The sequence below is a fragment of the Kitasatospora sp. NPDC127121 genome, assembly GCF_042677305.1.
In the GTDB taxonomy this organism is placed as follows: Bacteria; Actinomycetota; Actinomycetes; order Streptomycetales; family Streptomycetaceae; genus Kitasatospora.
On sequence record NZ_JBHXTQ010000086.1, the window covers coordinates 1 to 16,551 of the forward strand.

Here is a 16,551-nt window from a genome sequence, read left to right on the forward strand (position 1 = left end):
TCGCCCTAGGGGGGGGCGGCGCAGTGCGCGTCCGCCCCTTCGGCGTTTGTGGTAGCGGGGACAGGATTTGAACCTGCGACCTCTGGGTTATGAGCCCAGCGAGCTACCGAGCTGCTCCACCCCGCGTCGGTAGTACCGACCGTACGGCACCGGTCCGCGATCACCTAATCGGTTACCCGGCGGCCGCTTCCGCAGGGCCACCCTCACCGGGCAGTCCCTCGCGGGAGCCGGCGGCTGACATCGCCGACAGGTGATGCGGCAGGGGCGAACACGCGCCCCGACGTCCGTGCGTGCGATCGAAGACGTTCGGCCACGAACCCCCGAGAATCAGCTACTTTGCGTTATTGCTCGTGTCGAATGTGTGACATGTCTGGACTGCTGGGCATGCTGCGGTCCGGGCCGACTCGCAGGCACAACTCCAGGAGTGAGACATGTTCAGCACCGTGCGTGCCGCCAGGATCACCGCCGCCGCTGCAGCCACCGTCCTCGCCGTCAGCCTGGGCGTCGTGGCCGCGCCGTCCGCCTCGGCGGCTGACAACTGCTGGCCCGGGGAGAGCAACCGGTGGTACTGCCACAACGTGCCCGGCTCCCCCGTGTACGGCGTGGTCGGCAACAACCACGTCTACCCGGACCCCGACACCGTCGTCGGCTACATGAACTCCGACCCCAGCTGGTTCTACTGCAAGGAGGACAACCAGGCCTGGGTCGGCGGGCCGCACCCGACCCGCTGGCTGATGACCGTCGCCGACAACGGCCAGCTCGGCTTCATGAAGGACACCGCCATCACCAGTGAGACCGACCCCGTTCCGAACTGCTGACCCGGCCTGGAGCCGATCCCCGCTCTGCGCGAGCAGGAGCGCGGCTACCGCTCTACTTGCGGTGCCCCGGGAGGGGATTGCCGGGCTCGTCCAACCAAGCCGCCTGTCCGGCAGGTGTCACCGTGAGCCCGTACCGCTCGTAACCGGGGCTTCCGGCGGCCATCCACTGGGTGTGGGCGGCCTCCGTTTCGTCCCACAGCTGCCGGGGCCCGGACTGGCGGACCTCGAACCGGGATTCCCCGGGCACGGAGTCGACCGTTGCCCAAGACGTGACGGCCGTGTCGAACAGCCACCACGTCCAGCCGCCGTCACCGAACTCGTTGCGCCGGTAGTACACGTCCGGCAGGGCGAGGGCGCAGGCGAACTGCGCAAGCCAGTCGCCCCCGATGGCTTCGGGGTCGAGACTCGTCCAGGACTGCGCGGAGTCGCCCGGCCACTCACCGGGCAGGTAGTCGTCCACCGGAGTGCCCTGGTAGCGCTGCTGGCGCAGCACCATGAACGCCGCCGATCGGGTGAACGGACCGCTTGCCGTCCCGTCGCTTCCCACCGCGAGCCGCACGATCGCCCCGCCGCCCAGTAGCGGTGAGACGGGGCTGACGATCACCCCGCCCGGCCGGGTCTGAGCTACCCAGGCAGGCGGGACGTCCCGCAGGGACACGGTGGAGATGATCCGGTCGTACGGGGCGCGTACGCCCCAGCCGAACGAGCCGTCCCCGCACACGACTTCGGGGGTGTAACCGGTACTGCGAAGTGCGGCGCGGGCTTGCGCGGTGACCTGCGCGTCCACCTCGACGGTGGACACCATCTCGGCGCCCAGGCGATGCGCCAACAACGCCGCGTTGTAGCCGGTGCCCGTCCCGATTTCGAGCACCCGATGCCCGGGGGTCGCGTCCAGGTCGGACAGCATCTCGGCCACCATGGTGGGCATGGATGCCGACGACGTGGGAGTACGGTGGTCGCCGTCCCCGGCACCGTCGTCCCACTGCGTGACGATCGGCAGGTCGCTGTAGGCGAGCCGCATCCACCGCTCGGGTTCCTTGGTCCGGCTGCACTCGGTGTCGCCGCCGTCCTCGTCCGCCCAGATGGTGTCGGGGAGGAACACGTGTCGCGGCACGGCCGCCACGGCCGGAGCCCATCCGGGGGGCAGGGAACCGGCGTCGGTGAGCGACGCCACCAGTGCGGCCCGCTGCTGTTCGGGGGTCAACTCTTCTTGTGCTTCGGTGCCGGGGTCGGCTGCTGGCCGTCCTTCGAGGGGTTCGGGCCGATGGCCGGCGAGCCGGGCTTGGCGTGCCCGCCGCCCTTGCCGTCGTTCGGTCCACCCTTGTTCTCGTCTCCCATGGTCAGCGTCCTTTCTCTGTTCGACTTGCAGGGGCGGTGCTGTTCCCGCCGCACCCGGGGGCACAGCGAGTACCTGCCGTGCGGCAGGGGTGATGCCCCGCCCCGGGCGGGGTGAACCTCAACCAGCAGCCCGGGATGGGAGTTCGATAGCCGAACCCCTGCCCTGTGCACAGGGTTCATCGGCTCGCTTGTGCTGGGAACGGCTGGTCGGCTGTTTCATGGGTGGGGGGCGCGGGGGCGCCGAGGATGTGGCTGCGGGCCGCGCGGGCGAGGACCGCTTGGTCTGCCGTGGGTATTCCGGCGCGGTTCCAGTGGAAGACGACCATGCTGCGACCCGCGCCCAGACGTCACCTTGTTCGGTCCACTCCTGGCCGACTGCGCGCAGCATCGCGCTGCACATCAGGATGGACAGTTCGCGGCGCCCGATCGGCGGGGCGGCCGGCTGGCCGTGGTGGGTCCGGAGGGCTTCGAGCAGGATGGCGCGGCTGTCGGGGTGGAAGAGGGCAAGACGGGTCCCATCTGGGCGGCCAGGTTGGCGAGTTCGAGGACGCACATGTGGTGGATGACGTCCCTGACGGCCGTCCGGACGTCGCGCGCCGCCGACGCCGTCCACAGCGTCAGCGGCTGGCCGAAGGCGTAGTAGGCGGTGGCGGTGCACCAGAACGGTGCGGCCGGCCTCCAGGGCCGCTCGCGGGTGAAGACGCCCGGGGCGGTGGGGCGTTCCGCCTCGGCCCGGGTGGGCGCCGACCGGGGAGTAGGCGGCGTTCGGCGACGCTGCCAACCGACGGCCCGCATGGCCCGTCTGGTCGCGGTTTTCACGGAGTGCGCCTCGGCGCATCGCCAGCGGCAAGAAGGACCCTTGCCCACACGTTCTTTGTCGTGGCGGTCGTTACCACACCCGTTCCGTCCGCTAGCTCGCGGACGAGGAGCAGCCCCCGGCCACACTCGCCGCGGGCAACCGGAGTTTCCGGCAGCGGCAGGTCAGGGCGGCAGTCCAGAACCTCGATCCGGCAGTCGCCGCCGGTCTCCTGAAGGTGCAGACCGATACTGCCGCGCGACCGGCTGGCGTGCCGAACGACGTTTGTCACCAGTTCCGAGGCGATGAGGACCAGGTCGGATGCCCGGTCGTTCTCCCATCCCCACTCTCTGAGCACTGAGCCCACCATTCGGCGTGCCGTGGAAGCCGCGGCCGCCTCTGCCGTCAGCGTGGCCTCCCAGTGGTGGAGAGATCGCGGCTGTTCGACGGCCACCATGTGCATCGCTCCCGTCATCAGGAGCGTCTTGACGCCCCGTCACAGTTCGCTTACGGGGATCAACCATGGACTGGGGTGCGGAGACAGAACCACCCACGAAGCAGGGACACTTGCTCCTCGTTCGGGTGAGGCCAGGGACAAGCTGCGGACAGTTCGTGGACACTTCCGCATCACCTGTGTGGCCACCGGTCCAGAGGTGGTAGGCAAGGGGATGAAGTAGTTCGCAGCTGGGGCTGCGGCCCCGAAGGGACCGCGACGCGATGAACACTGTGTTCGATGTCTTAGTCACCGAGGCCCGCATGGATTTCCGGAGCTTCCTGGCCGAGTACAGGCGGGTCGCAGCGCTCCTCTACGAGCGGACCGGGGATATCGCCTTCAGAAACGTCGTTCTGACGGACAAGAGCTTCACGCGGTGGCGTGCCGGACAAGTCGCCCGGCCTCACCACCCGGCACCCGCAATTCTCGAGCGGATGTACGGCAAGCCCGTCGACGAACTCTTCGCGCCCTGCACCGACGAGCAGGCACAGGTACTGCGCGCAGTACCCACTCCAGTGCTCGATGAAAGAGAACTCGCCATGACCGCACGAGATGCCCGCGCCCACGCCGCCGACGCGGCCTCACAGTTGCTTCCCGACCTCAGCCTCGACCAACTCGAGGACGACCTGGTACGCCTGGTCCGAGCAAACACCACCACCCCTCCCCACCAGATCTTCATGGCGGCCAAGGAACTGCTCGGCCTTGCCACCGTGATGCTCGACCGTACGCAGCTGTTGTCCCAACGAGGCCGCCTCTACGTCGTCGCCGGCCAGGCATCGGCGCTCCTGGGTGCCTGCGCGTTCGATCTCGGCTCGATGCCGACCGCAGTTGAACTGATGCGTGCCTCTGCCCTGTACGGCCAGGTGGCGGAGCACGGGCCGCTCCAGGCGTACGCCCACGGCTACCTCGCCCTGTTGTACTACTGGGGCGGCAACCCCGCCCAGGCGGTTCGCCAGATCGAGCGGGCCCATTCGTTCCGAGGGGTTGGTGCCACGGGCCAGGCGAGGCTGGCGGCAATCGCTGCCCGCTCGTATGCGCACCTCGGCCGGGCCGAGGAGGCCCACGCAGCAATAGATCGAAGCTTGGCCGATCGAGGCCCCGCCGTGGACGATCTCCACGATGGGATCGCAGGTGAGTTCGATTTCAGCGTGGAACGCGTCGCCATGAGCAACAGCACAACCCTGCTTCTCTTGCGGGACGGGGTCGGCGCGGAGGCCTCCGCCCGGCGGTCGCTGGAACTGATCGCTTCCCAGTCCTCGGCCTCCACACCGCTCGCGGTTGCCCCGCAAGCCGGCGCGGACCTGGCGACGGCCCTGTTGATGCGGCGTGACCTGGACGGTGCCGCTGAGGCCATGCGTCCCGTACTGAGTCTGCCGAGGGAGTGGCGCGGGGCCGGCCTCGTAGGCCGGGTGAACGCGGTCCGGGCGGAGCTGGCCTCGCCGAGCTTCCGCGACGCCTTGGTCGCGCGGGACCTCGCAGAGCAGATCGACGACTTTACGCTGGTCGCCGCACCGCGCACCCTCGGACCCGGCGCGGTGCGGCTCGCCATCGACGGGGGGATCGGCTAGCGGGCACCCTCCAGAACGGCGCGCTCCTTGTCCGGGGCAATCCCATGTTCGTCCCACCGCTGATGCGGAACGGGCATGTTGCCCTGGAGGAGCCAGGACCACGTGTCTGCGACGGTTTCCGCCAGCGGCCGGCGGGGGAAGCCGGCCGCGATCGCCGACGACGAGTCGATGGCCCACACGCCTGGATGTGTCCGCCAGAGCGGGATCTCTGTCCACTGGCGCAGGCCGCTGCGGAGCAGGACCTCATCGGTGACCCACGCCAACTCGCCGGAGCTGCCGGTCACGTCCATGCACGCTTGGAGGAAGCCGCCCATCGTCTCGCGGCCCACCGGTGCGGTGACGTTGTGAACCTGGTGCCCGACACGCTGGGCCTGATCGAGCGCAAAGGCCGCCACATCCCGCACATCGACTGGCTGGATCGACTTCGCCGGATCGCCCGGCGCGAGGATGCGGCCTCCTCGCTCGGCCCTGCGCAGCCACCACGGCAGCCTGCCGACGTACTCGCCGGGCCCGAGGATGACGCCCGGCCTGAGCAGACTCGTACGGGTGAGGCCGAATGCTTCGGTCACTGCCCGCTCGGCGCCGGCCTTCTGCCGTCCGTAGTACGTGTCTGGGCCTGTCCACCCCTCTGGGAGCTGCCCGTACTCCGGTCCGGCGTCGGCCGGGGCATCCAGCACGGGCGAGTCCACGGTCAGAGGCTCGATGGGCCAGCCTTCGTAGACGGACACCGTGGAGACGTAGACGTACCGGCTGACGACCGGCTCCAGGGCCCGGGTGCCACCCAGCACAGTGCGGGGCGACAGCTCGGAGGCGGAGGTGTCGATCACGGCGTCCCACGGTCCGTGCTCGGCCAATCGCGCCATGTCCTCCGGCCGCTCCCGGTCGCCGTGCACCGCGACCGCTCCGGGCACCGGGACACCGGACAGGCCGCGCGTGAACGTGGTCACCTCCCAACCTCGTTCCAGCGCGCCACTCACGACCGCCCGGCCCAGGAACCAGCCACCGCCCAGCACGAGAATCCTCATGCGGGCGATCCTGCCAGCCCGGCGCCTTCGCGCGCAGCCGCCCGCAGAATCGGGGCCCCTACCGGTCGCGGAGCAGGTCGAGGTACCGGTCAACGACCTGCTGCTCCAATCTTGATCACGGATTCGGCGACGACGACCGTCAGACCGAAGACCATGCCGAACACCAGCAGGACGACGAACGCCCGGCAGCCGTAGGGCTGTCCGCGTATCGCCCAGTCCGTCACGAGCGCGGAGTCGCCTATGTCCCGCTGCGGGGAGAGTCACCCCACCTGGAGACCACCGTGGTCGCCGTACACCGCCCGGGAGTGGACGAGGCCGTACACCGTCTGCTGGAACTGATCACCCGCCACACCACCGCGTGATCCGAGGCCGGATATCGGCCGCCACCAGGCACTGTTCGGATACGGCCTCACCCCGACCCGGGCGGGTGCCGGGTCGGGGTGCGTCGGGTCAGCGTGCGTGGGTGACTGCTACTGGAGCTTCCACTGCTGATTCCAGGCGTTGTCGCAGGTCCAGACGCCGAGCGCCTTGGCGTCCTCGTCGTAGGTCAGGCAGTCCTGGTCGGTGATCCGGATCTGGTACTGGCCGCCGCCTGCGCTGACGAGCTGCCACTTCTGCGCGTCGGCGCCGGTCCACGGCTTGGCCTCGGCGAAGAAGGTCTTGGTGTTCTCGGTCAGCGCGAGCCCGGAGACGGCACTGGTGATCTTGTACCGGCCGTTGCCCAGGGCGGTGAACTGCCAAGCGGAGTTCTTGGCGCCGCTGGCTCCGGCCAGGATCGAGGACCCCGTGACCACCGGGCCCCGGCCGTTCTTCACCTTGGGGTGGTGCAGCCCGGCGATGCCGGCACCACCACCGCTGCCGCCCTTGCCGCCCCCGCCCTTGCCGCCGCGCTGGTGCGCGGGGATGGCCGGGGTGGTGCTGGTGTCGCCGCCGTCGTCGTTGCCGTCGTTGCCGTCGTCGTTGCCGTCATCACCGTCATCGTGCGCGGGGATGCCGGGGGTGCCCGGGGTGTCGGTGATCGGGGTGCCACCACTCTTGGGGACGCCCGGGACCGTGATGTCGCGGGCGGGGAAGTGGATGATCCGCTTGCTGTCGACGCAGCGGATCAGCACACAGGACCTGGTGGTGCTCACGGTCCGGTCGGAGTCGGAGCCGACGAAGGCCCAGTTCCCGTACCCGCCGTCGCCCTTGTTGGTGAAGGTCGAGTCACCTGCGAAGACCCAGATGCGGAAGTCGTCGTAGCCTGCCGGCCCGCCCTGCGAGTCGTGGTGCTGCAGCTTGACGGTGGTGTCGACCAGCACCCCGTTCATGTTCGCCTCGTACACGTTGCGGAACCAGATGGTGTCGTAGAGGTCGGTGCCGTCGTACTTGAACACCATGACGTTGTAGCCGGGAGCCGCGGCACTCAGTTGGCTGGCCATGCCCTGGGTGAACGCGGCGTTGTCGGCCTGCGCCTGGAGGGCCGCGCTGCGGAAGCCGCCGATCATGGCACCGATGGAGTTGATCAGGGCCGTGGTGCAGTTGCCGCCGCCCACGCTGCTCTGGCCGTCGCAGTCGGCTGCGGCGGCCCGCTGCGGCGAGACCATCAGGCCGGCAACGGCCAGACCCGACAGCAGGACGCCCGCGACGGCGCGTTGGGCGAGCGTGTGGGACCGGCGGGAGAGACCGCGCATGCCGAAGTACCTCGATCACTGAGAGTGGTGAAGATCGTCCGTGGGGAAGAGACGATGCTCGGATGCTAGGTCGGCCCGAACGCCGCGCCCCGGGTTCCTGACAGTTCTCTGACAGTTCCCTGATGGATCACTGATGACCTGTTGGCAGACGGGCGTCACCGTCACGGACCTGGTCGCAGGACGGGGCGCAGGAGGAGACCGGCCACCAGCTTCGTCTGGCACGTGTGGCGTTGGACAAGGAACGGCGCGCGGACGGCCCTGGCTGTCTCTACCGGGTGGTGGCCTCCGGCGGGGTGCCGGGGTGGGTGAGGGAGTCGATCCAGGTACGGATCGCGGCTGCCGTGGTGGCGGCGTCCTCTCGTGCCAGGGAGAGGTGGTTGCCGGGCACCTCGACGCGCTCGTGTGGCAGTGGCCAGGACGTGCGCCAGGAGTCGCCGTCCGCGCGCGCCGCCATCAGTGGGGTCGGGCGCGCGGCGCCGATGAGGAGGGTCGGGGTGTCCACGAGCTCCGGGCGCCAGTCCAGGAAGAGCCCGGTGTAGGCGCCCATGGCCGCGACGGCGGCGTCCTCGTCGCCGGTGGATCCGTCCGCACTCACGTCCGCGCTCACGTCCGCGCTCACGTCCGCGGCGAGGTACGGGGCCGGTGGAGCGGCCAGGGCGGTCAGCCAGTCCGTGGAGTGGTTGCCCTGGTGAACGAGATACGTGTCGATCAGCACTTGTCCCAAGGGAGCGGATCCCCCGAGTTCGAGGCGTCGGGTCACGGCGTGCGCGACGGCGCCCCCGGCGGAAGCACCGACCAGGACGAGGGGCCGGTTGCCGACGTGCCGCAGCACCGTCTCGGCGTGGAGGCGGGCGAGCGTCTCCCGGTCGGCCGGAACGGCGTACCCCGCGCCGATGCCCGGGTGCGGGAACTCCAGGACCTCCAACTCGCCCTCGAAGCAGGCGTGCAGGGCCGCGAATCCGCCTCCCGGGAATGCGGGGAGCGGACGGTGGTCGGGGAAGAAGACCACGACCGGGGAGCCGGCGCGGCCCCGGGCCCGGCGCAGCGGCGGCACGGCGTGCTCCGCGGCGTCGTCGGCGCCGAACGTCGCGGCGGCCGAGGAAGCCGCGACCACCAGGTGCATCGCGGCCGCCGGCCGGCCCTGCTCGCAGAGCGCGCGGTACAGCGCCGCGAGCGTCTGCGCGGGCCGGCCGGTGGGTGGTGTGGGCCGGAGGCCGGGGCGCTCACGCGGTGTGCCGTCGGGCAGGTCGTTGGGCAGGTTGTCGGGCAGGTCGTCGAGCAGGTCGAGTACGTGACGGGCGAGGTCCTCGATCGCCGGGTGCTCGAACACGACGGCCGCGGGCAGCCGCAGGCGCAGGGCCGTACTCAGTCGGCTGCGGAACTGGACGGCCGTCAGGGAGTCGAAGCCGAGCTCGGCCAGGGTCCTGCCGGCGGGCAGGTCCTGCGCGCCGGAGTAGCCGAGCACCGCGGCCACGTCGCCGCGCAGCAGTTCCGTGAGCGCGGCCCCGCGCTCCTCGGCGGGCAGCCCGGCCAGCAGCGTGCGCCACGCTCCGGGCTCCGAGCCCTCCCGGCCGCCCGGCGGCGGTTCGGTCTCACCGCTCTGCACTTCGGCGGCGGGCCGACCGTGGCTCGCCAGGTCACGCAGCGGTGCCGGTAGTTGCCCTGCGGCGGTGCGCAGCGCGGCCCGGTCGAGCAGGACCGGCGCGAGTACGGGGGCTCCCGTCCGCAGTGCCGCGTCGAACAGGGTCAGTCCTTGGGCGGGGGTGAACGCCCGGACCACGTCGTCGGGCCTCGGGTGCCCCGCGCCCTCGGTCAACTGGGCTGCCATGCCCGCGTCGTGGCCCCACATGCCCCACGCCAGCGAGACGGCGGGCAGGCCGGCCGCGGCCCGGTGCTGGGCGAGCGCGTCCAGGAACGAGTTCGCCGCGGCGTAGTTGCCCTGGCCCGCCCGGCCCAGCACGCCCGAGATCGAGGAGAACAGGACGAAGGCCGACAGGCCCCGGTCGCGGGTCAACTCGTGCAGGTACCAGGCCGCGTCCGCCTTCGGCCGCAGGACCGCCGCCAGCCGCTCCGGGGACAGCGCGGCCAGCGCCCCGTCGTCGAGGACCCCGGCGGCGTGCACGACGGCGGTCAGCGGGGGATCGCACTGCTCGATCAGCTCGGCGAGCCGGGCCCGGTCGGCCGCGTCGCACGCGACGATCCTGACCTGCACACCCCGCTCCGCCAGACTCGCGCGCAGGGCGTCGGCGCCCGGTGCGTGCGGGCCGCGCCGCCCGGTCAGCAGCAGGTGGCGGACCCCGTACGCGTCGACCAGGTGCCCGGCCAGGTCCGCGCCCAGTGCTCCGGTGCCGCCGGTGATCAGCACCGTGCCGTCCGGGTCGAAGGCTCCGGAGCGGCGGGGCTGGGCACTCTCGGCCGGCCAGGGCTCGGGCAGGTGGACCGCCGCCGGGGCGCCGACCAGCCGTGGCACCGTCGCCGGAACGCCGACCAGCCGTGGCACCGTCGCCCGCCCGGCGCGCAGGGAGAGTTGGGGCTCGCCGCTGGCGGCCGCCGCGGGCAGCAGACGCAGGGAGGCGGGGTCCTCGTCCACGTCGATCAGGACCACGCACCCCGGCAGCTCCGACTGCGCCGTACGCACCAGCCCCCAGACCGCGGCTCCCGCCAGGTCCGGCGTGGGTGCGGTGGCGTTCCGCGTCACCACCACGAGCTGCGAGCCCGCGGTGGCCGGATCGTCCTGCCAGTCCTGGAGGACCTTGAGCACCCGCGTGGTCAGTAGGTGGACGTCGGCCAGTGGGTCGCGGTCCGTTTCCGATTCCGATCCGACGGCGGTGACCGCCAGGTGGCGGGGCGGGGCGGTGGCGTCCGCGCCCGCTGTGGATGAGGTCGGGCCGTTCGCGGGCGAGGACGGGCCGGCGAGGGGGACGAAGGCGCCGAGGTTCAGCTGGTCCGGCCCGAGGACCGTCCAGCCCGCCGACTGCGGTGCCCGGCCGGGCAGTGCGACGGGGACCCAGTCGGGGCGCAGCAGGGCGCGCTGGGCGATGTCCTGCCCGGGATCGCGGTGTCCGGCCGGAAGTCCCCTGGTGGAGAGGGAGTTGACGCGGGCCACCAGGGTGCCCGCCGGGTCGGTGAGCGTGATCGAGAACGCGCCGCCTTCCGAGGCGGGGCCTGCCTCGCCGACCGGCGCGATCCGCACCCGCACCGTCGACGCCGCGGCGGCGTGCAGGCACACGCCGCTCCACTGGAACGGCACCCGGGCGCCACCCGCGCCCCCGTCCGCGTCCGCGCCCCCGTCCGGGTCGGTTCCCGGGGCGTGCGCGGCGAGCATCGAGGCGTGCGCGGCGGCGTCCAGGAGCGCGGGGTGGATGCCGTACCGGTCCGCCTCGGCCGTCCACGGCTCGGGCAACCGGACCTCCGCGAACACCTCCGCACCCCGCCGCCACAGCGCGCGCACGCCGCGGAACGCGGGCCCGTAGGCCAGACCGCGCCCCGCCGCGGCTTCGTAGGCGCCGGCGGGATCGATCTCCGCGGCGCCGGGCGGCGGCCACTGCGTCAGGCCGTGCCCCTCCGGTGCCGTGCCCGGCTCGGGCGTGCGGGCGAGCAGGCCGGTGGCGTGCGGCGTCCATGCTGGCTCGGCGGGATCGGCGGCCTCGGCGGGCTCCACCGGTCGCGCGTGGATCTCGACGGACCGCCGGCCGGAGTCGTCCACCGCCCCCACCACGACCTGGACCCGTACCCCCGCAGCGGGCAGGGCCAGCGGCCGCAGGATCACGAGCTCCTCCAGCGTGCCGCAGCCGGCCGCGTCGCCCGCGCGCACGGCCATCTCGACGAACGCCGTCCCCGGCACGAGCGGCGCCCCGCCGACGACGTGGTCGGCGAGCCACGGCTGGGCGCCCGCCGACAGCAGGCCGGAGAGCACCGTGTGCCCGGTGCCCGGCACCTCGAACGGCGGGCCGAGCAGCGGATGCTCGCCGAAGGTACTGGCTGGACCCGCCCCGGCCGGGCGCGGTGGGTCCAGCCAGTACCTCCGGCGCTGGAAGGCGTAGGTCGGCAGTTCCACCCGCCGCAGCCCGCGCCGCAGCCCGCGCTCCGCGAACACCGCGGGCCAGTCGACGCCGACGCCGCGCACGTGGAACCGGGCCACGGCCGCCAGCAGCGTGTCCGGCTCCCGCTCGCCGTCACGGGCCGCGAAGGCGAACACCGGGCCGCCGCCGTCCTGGAACTCCGGGCCGCCGTCCTGGACGGCCGGGCACTCCTGCGCGTACGCGGTGAGCACGGGCTGCGGGCCGAGTTCCAGGAAGCCCCCGACGCCGTTGGCGCCCAGCCACTCCACGGCCTCGGCGAACCGCACGGGAAGCCGCGCGTGCCGCACCCAGTAGTCCGCGGAGCCCAGTTCCTCCGGCGCCGCCCGAGACCCCGTCACGGTGGAGACCACCGGGATCCGCGGCGGCCGGAACTCCAGCGTCTCGGCGACGCGGCGGAACTCGTCGAGCACCGGGTCCACCAGCGGCGAGTGGAAGCCGTGGCCGACCTTGAGCCGCGTGCTGCGGCGGCCGCGGGCCTCGAACCGCGCCGCGACGGCGAGCACCGCGTCCCGCGCGCCGGAGACCACCACCGCGCGCGGTCCGTTGACGGCGGCGATCGCCACGCGGTCGGCCACATCCGCGAGTTCGGGCAGGACCTCGTGCTCCGCCGCGTCGAGGGCCACCATCGCCCCGCCGTCGGGCAGCGCCCGCATCAGTCGCCCGCGCGCCGCGACCAGCCGCACGGCGTCGGCGAGGTCCAGCACGCCGGCTACGTGCGCGGCCGCCAACTCGCCCACGGAGTGCCCGGCCAGGAAGTCGGCCCGCATGCCCCAGGACTCCACCAGCCGGAAGAGCGCCACCTCGTAGGCGAACAGGGCGGCCTGTGTGAAGTCCGTGCGGTCGAGCAGGGCGTCCGGCGAGCCCGGCTCGGCGCGGATCACCGTGCGCAGCGGCCGGTCGAGTTCGCCGTCCAGCGCGTGGCAGACCTCGTCGAAGGCCTCGGCGAACGCGGGGAACGCCTCCCGTAGCTCCTCGCCCATCCGCGTGCGCTGCGCGCCCTGCCCGGTGAACAGGAAGGCGGTGCGGGTGCGCGGGTCGGCCAGGCGCGTCAACGCCCCGGCGCCGGACGTGCCGTCGGCGGGCGTGCCGTCGGCGACCGCCCGGAGTCCGGCCAGCATGCGCTCGCGGTCCGCAGCCGGCACCATCGCCCGGTGCGTGAGCGCCGACCGCGACACCGCCAGCGAGAAGCCCACGTCCGCCGACGAGAGGCGCGGCCGGGCGGCGACGTGGTCGGCCAGCCGCCGCGCTTGGGCCCGCAGGGCCGCCTCGTCGGCCCCGCCGACCAGCCACGGCACCGCCAGCCCCTGGGGCCGCGCGGGTTCCTGCAGCGGGGCGCGGTCGGCGGCGGCTGGCTCCTCGATGATCACGTGCGCGTTGGTGCCGCCGATGCCGAAGGCCGATACGCCGGCCCGGCGCGGTCGGCCGGCGGGCGCGGGCCACGGCCGGGCGGCGGTCAGCAGCTCGACCCGGCCCGCCGACCAGTCGACGTGCGGGGTGGGGGCTGCCACGTGCAGGGTCCTGGGCAACTCGCCGTGCCGCATGGCCTGGGCCATCTTGATGATCCCGGCGACTCCGGCGGCGGCCTGGGTGTGTCCGAGGTTGGACTTGACGCTGCCCAACCACAGCGGAGGGCCTTCCGGCCCCCGGCCCCGGCCGTAGCCGGCGAGCAGCGCCCGCGCCTCGACGGGATCACCGAGCGCGGTGCCCGTCCCGTGCGCCTCCACGGCGTCCACCTCGTGCGCGCGCAGCCCGGCGTCGGCCAGCGCCAGCTGGATCAGGCGCTGCTGGGCGCGGCCGTTGGGCGCGGTCAGGCCGTTGGACGCGCCGTCGGAGTTGACGGCGCTGCCGCGCACCACCGCCAGCACCGGGTGTCCGTTGCGGCGCGCGTCGGACAGCCTCTCCAGCAGCAGCACCCCGGCGCCCTCGGCCCAGGCGGTGCCGTCCGCCGTGGCCGAGAAGGACTTGCACCGGCCGTCGGGCGCGAGGGCGCGCTGGCGGCTGAACGCGACCAGCGGGTTGGGCGTCGCCATCACCGTGACGCCGCCGGCCAGCGCCAGCGAGCACGCGCCCGAGCGCAGCGCCTGGGCCGCCTGGTGCACGGCGACCAGCGAGGACGAGCACGCCGTGTCGACGGTGATCGCGGGCCCGCGCAGGCCGAACACGTAGGAGAGCCGGCCGGAGGCCACGCTGCCGGCCGAGCCCAGGGCGAGGTGGGCCTCCAGTTCGTGCTCGGTGAAGCGGGAGGCGTAATCGCCGTACATCACCCCGAGGAAGACGCCCGTGTCGCTGTCCCGGACGGACGCCGGGTCGATCCCGGCCCGCTCCCACGCCTCCCAGGTGACCTCCAGCAGCAGCCGCTGCTGCGGGTCCATGGCGAGCGCCTCGCGCGGCGAGATGCCGAACAGGCCCGCGTCGAACTCCGCGGCGCTGTGCAGGAATCCGCCGCTGCGGGTGTAGCAGGTGCCGATCCGGTCCGGGTCGGGGTCGTAGAGGGCGGCGAGGTCCCAGCCGCGGTCGGTCGGCAGGTCCGAGATCGCGTCCGTGCCCTGCGACACCAACTCCCAGAGCCCTTCGGGGGATTCCACGCCACCGGGGTAGCGGCAGGCCATGGCGACGATCACCACCGGGTCCCGGTCGTACGGCTCCTCCGGCTCGGCGGTCCGCGGTGCGGGGGCGGTCGTGTGTACGGCGGGTACGGCGGGCTCGGCGGCGAACAGTTCGGTGTGCAGGTGGCGGGCGACGGCGGCCGGGGTGGGGTGGTCGAAGACCAGCGTCGTCGGCAGGCTCAGCCCGGTCGACGCCGCGAGCCGGTCGATCAGCTCGATGGCGCCGAGCGAGGTCAGCCCGAGGTCCGCGAAGGAACTGTCCGCGAACGAGACGTCCGTGAACGAGCGGTCAGCGAACGAACCGCCCGCGTCGGGCCCGCTCGCCGGCGCGCGTCCGCGGACCCGGGCCGTCTCGGCGCACACCCTCTCGCACAGCGCGCGTTCCTGCTCCTCCCGGGGCAGCGACAGCAGCCCGCGGTCCAGGGAGCCCCCGGCCGGGGCCGGGGCCGGCGCCGCAGCCGGGTCGCTGAGCACCGCATGGCGGACGATCTTGCCCGACGGCGTGCGCGGGACGGCCGCGATCTCGCGGACCTCGACGGGGACCTTGTGCTCCGCGAGCTGCGAGCGGCAGACGTCGAGCACCAGCCGCGGGTCCAGGCCCTCCGGGCCGGCCACCACGAAGGCGACTGGGACCTCCCCGAGGACGGCGTGCGGCAGGCCGAGGACCACGGCGTCCCGCACCCCGGGACAACCCCGCAGAACGTGCTCGACCTCCGTGGGGTGGATGTTCTCGCCGCCCCGGATGATCAGTTCGCTGACCCGGCCGGTGAGGACGAGGTGGCCGTGTTCGGCGCGCCGGCCGAGGTCCCCGGTCCGGTACCAGCCCTCGCGCAGCGCGGCGGCCGTCGCTTCCGGCTGGTCGTGGTAGCCCGTCATGAGATTCGGACCGCTGACCCAGATCTCGCCCTCGCCGCCCGCGAGGACGTCGACGCCGCTGTCCGGATCGACGACGCGGACCTCGACGCCGGGTACCGGCAGTCCGCAGGACCCGTCGACCCGGGGGCCGTTCGGGCGGGCCACCGCGATCGCGCCGCACGTCTCGGTACTGCCGTAGACGTCGAGCAGCGGCGCGCCGAGCGTCTCCTCCACCGCCCCGCGCAGCTCGGGCGGGCACGGCGCGCCCGCCGTGACGCAGAGCCGCAGCCCGGGCCCCGGCGCGGGGAGCGGGGTGTCCTTCGCCGAGGACATCAATCGGTGGTACGTCGTGGGGACGCCGGCCAGGACGGTGAACGGCCCGCCGAGGGCTGCGCTCGGGGTGCGCAGCGTGCGCCACAGGTTGCCGGGCGTCAGCAGGTCGCCGGACGTCGGCAGTTCACCGGCGATCGCGGTGCTCGCGCCGACGGCCGTGGTGCCCAGGATCGCGAGGGAGTGCCCGAAGCTGTGGAACAGCGGCAGCGGCCACAGCAGCCGGTCCTCGGAGGAGAGCCCGAAGAGCGGCGCGTAGCAGGCCGCCACCGACCACAGTGCGCTGCGCTGTGTGGAGAGCACGCCCTTGGGGCGGTGGGTGGTCCCGGAGGTGTAGAGCAGCCAGGCCGGATCGTCGAGCCCCAGGTCGTCGGGGGCCGCGGGCCCGTCCCCGGTCGAGGCCGCAGCCTCGAAGAGGACGGTGCCGTCGGGGGCGTTCGAGGGGATCGGACCCGCCCCGGTGAGCACGGTGTGCAGGCCGCGGTACGCGGGGCCGAGGCGGTGGAGCTGCGTGAGATGCGCGGGGTCGGTGATGATGGCCGAGGCGCCGCTGTCCCGCAGGTAGTAGTCGAGTTCGTCGTCGGAGGAGCGGGGGTTGAGCAGGACGCCGACCGCCCCCGCCCGCAGCACCGCGAGGCAACCCTCCACCAGCTCCACGCAGTTGCCCAGGCAGAGCGCCACCCGATCGCCGCGCCGGACCCCCGCCCGCACGAGCGACCCGGCCAACCGCCCGGTCCGCCGCTCCAACTCGGCGTAGCTGACACCGCGCGAGAAGTCGTGGAACGCCACCCGCTCCGCCGACCGTTCGGCGTGCCTCTTCAGCAACTCCGGCAGCGGCCGCACCAGATCGTCATACCGCAGGTCACCACTCACGCCCCAGCTCCGACCTCTCGCCACTCGCGATCCACTCCCCCGTCGATCCCCTCCGTACCCAGTAACACACGGGCACAGACCGAGTCCTGCGGAC

Annotated in this window: 9 protein-coding genes and 1 tRNA gene; 2 read left to right on the top strand and 8 right to left on the bottom strand. The window is 73.0% G+C overall.

Annotated features, from left to right (window positions below; genetic code table 11):
- Window positions 1–49 precede the first annotated feature (49 nt).
- Window positions 50–126, bottom strand: a tRNA-Met gene (locus tag ACFVHI_RS31105).
- A 305-nt stretch (window positions 127–431) separates the two neighbouring features.
- Between ACFVHI_RS31105 and ACFVHI_RS31110 the strand changes: the two genes are divergently transcribed.
- Window positions 432–818, top strand: a complete 387-nt coding sequence (locus tag ACFVHI_RS31110; protein ID WP_380344991.1) for a hypothetical protein — start codon at window positions 432–434, stop codon at window positions 816–818.
- A 52-nt stretch (window positions 819–870) separates the two neighbouring features.
- Here ACFVHI_RS31110 and ACFVHI_RS31115 read toward each other — a convergent pair whose 3' ends face one another.
- From ACFVHI_RS31115 to ACFVHI_RS31125, 3 genes are all read right to left on the bottom strand, one after another.
- Window positions 871–2,022: a methyltransferase domain-containing protein gene (locus ACFVHI_RS31115; protein ID WP_380344993.1), complete on the bottom strand. Its 1,152-nt coding sequence runs from the start codon at window positions 2,020–2,022 to the stop codon at window positions 871–873.
- Complete coding sequence (locus ACFVHI_RS31120) at window positions 2,019–2,156, bottom strand: hypothetical protein (RefSeq protein ID WP_159398702.1); 138 nt, start codon at window positions 2,154–2,156, stop codon at window positions 2,019–2,021. Before ACFVHI_RS31120 ends, ACFVHI_RS31115 begins: the two co-directional genes overlap by 4 nt.
- Before the next feature lie 815 nt (window positions 2,157–2,971).
- Entirely contained in the window at window positions 2,972–3,427 is a 456-nt protein-coding gene (locus ACFVHI_RS31125; protein ID WP_380344995.1) for an ATP-binding protein, read from the bottom strand.
- Window positions 3,428–3,669: 242 nt separating this feature from the next.
- Here ACFVHI_RS31125 and ACFVHI_RS31130 point away from each other — a divergent pair, with 242 nt between their 5' ends.
- Window positions 3,670–5,013 carry a tetratricopeptide repeat protein gene (locus ACFVHI_RS31130; protein ID WP_380344997.1) on the top strand — a complete coding sequence of 448 codons (1,344 nt, stop codon included), beginning with the start codon at window positions 3,670–3,672 and terminating at the stop codon, window positions 5,011–5,013.
- Here the strand turns inward: ACFVHI_RS31130 and ACFVHI_RS31135 are convergent.
- From ACFVHI_RS31135 to ACFVHI_RS31150, 4 genes are all read right to left on the bottom strand, one after another.
- Window positions 5,010–6,038 carry an NAD-dependent epimerase/dehydratase family protein gene (locus ACFVHI_RS31135; protein ID WP_380344999.1) on the bottom strand — a complete coding sequence of 343 codons (1,029 nt, stop codon included), beginning with the start codon at window positions 6,036–6,038 and terminating at the stop codon, window positions 5,010–5,012. The two genes, ACFVHI_RS31130 and ACFVHI_RS31135, sit on opposite strands and share 4 nt — an antisense overlap.
- 89 nt (window positions 6,039–6,127) lie before the next feature.
- A complete protein-coding gene (locus ACFVHI_RS31140; protein WP_380345001.1) occupies window positions 6,128–6,262 on the bottom strand; it encodes a hypothetical protein in 135 nt (44 codons plus the stop codon).
- Between the two features lie 246 nt (window positions 6,263–6,508).
- On the bottom strand, window positions 6,509–7,711 hold the full coding sequence (locus tag ACFVHI_RS31145; RefSeq protein ID WP_380345003.1) for an RICIN domain-containing protein: 1,203 nt from the start codon (window positions 7,709–7,711) through the stop codon (window positions 6,509–6,511).
- A gap of 268 nt (window positions 7,712–7,979) precedes the next feature.
- Window positions 7,980–16,457, bottom strand: a complete 8,478-nt coding sequence (locus ACFVHI_RS31150; protein ID WP_380345004.1) for a type I polyketide synthase — start codon at window positions 16,455–16,457, stop codon at window positions 7,980–7,982.
- Window positions 16,458–16,551 lie beyond the last annotated feature (94 nt).

What these genes read in the sequence shown, in the direction of transcription:
- ACFVHI_RS31110 (WP_380344991.1), top strand. Translation starts at nt 432, where the DNA reads ATGTTCAGCACCGTGCGTGCCGCCAGGATCACCGCCGCCGCTGCAGCC.
- ACFVHI_RS31120 (WP_159398702.1), bottom strand. Translation starts at nt 2,156, where the DNA reads ATGGGAGACGAGAACAAGGGTGGACCGAACGACGGCAAGGGCGGCGGG.
- ACFVHI_RS31125 (WP_380344995.1), bottom strand. Translation starts at nt 3,427, where the DNA reads ATGACGGGAGCGATGCACATGGTGGCCGTCGAACAGCCGCGATCTCTC.
- ACFVHI_RS31130 (WP_380344997.1), top strand. Translation starts at nt 3,670, where the DNA reads ATGAACACTGTGTTCGATGTCTTAGTCACCGAGGCCCGCATGGATTTC.
- ACFVHI_RS31135 (WP_380344999.1), bottom strand. Translation starts at nt 6,038, where the DNA reads ATGAGGATTCTCGTGCTGGGCGGTGGCTGGTTCCTGGGCCGGGCGGTC.
- ACFVHI_RS31145 (WP_380345003.1), bottom strand. Translation starts at nt 7,711, where the DNA reads ATGCGCGGTCTCTCCCGCCGGTCCCACACGCTCGCCCAACGCGCCGTC.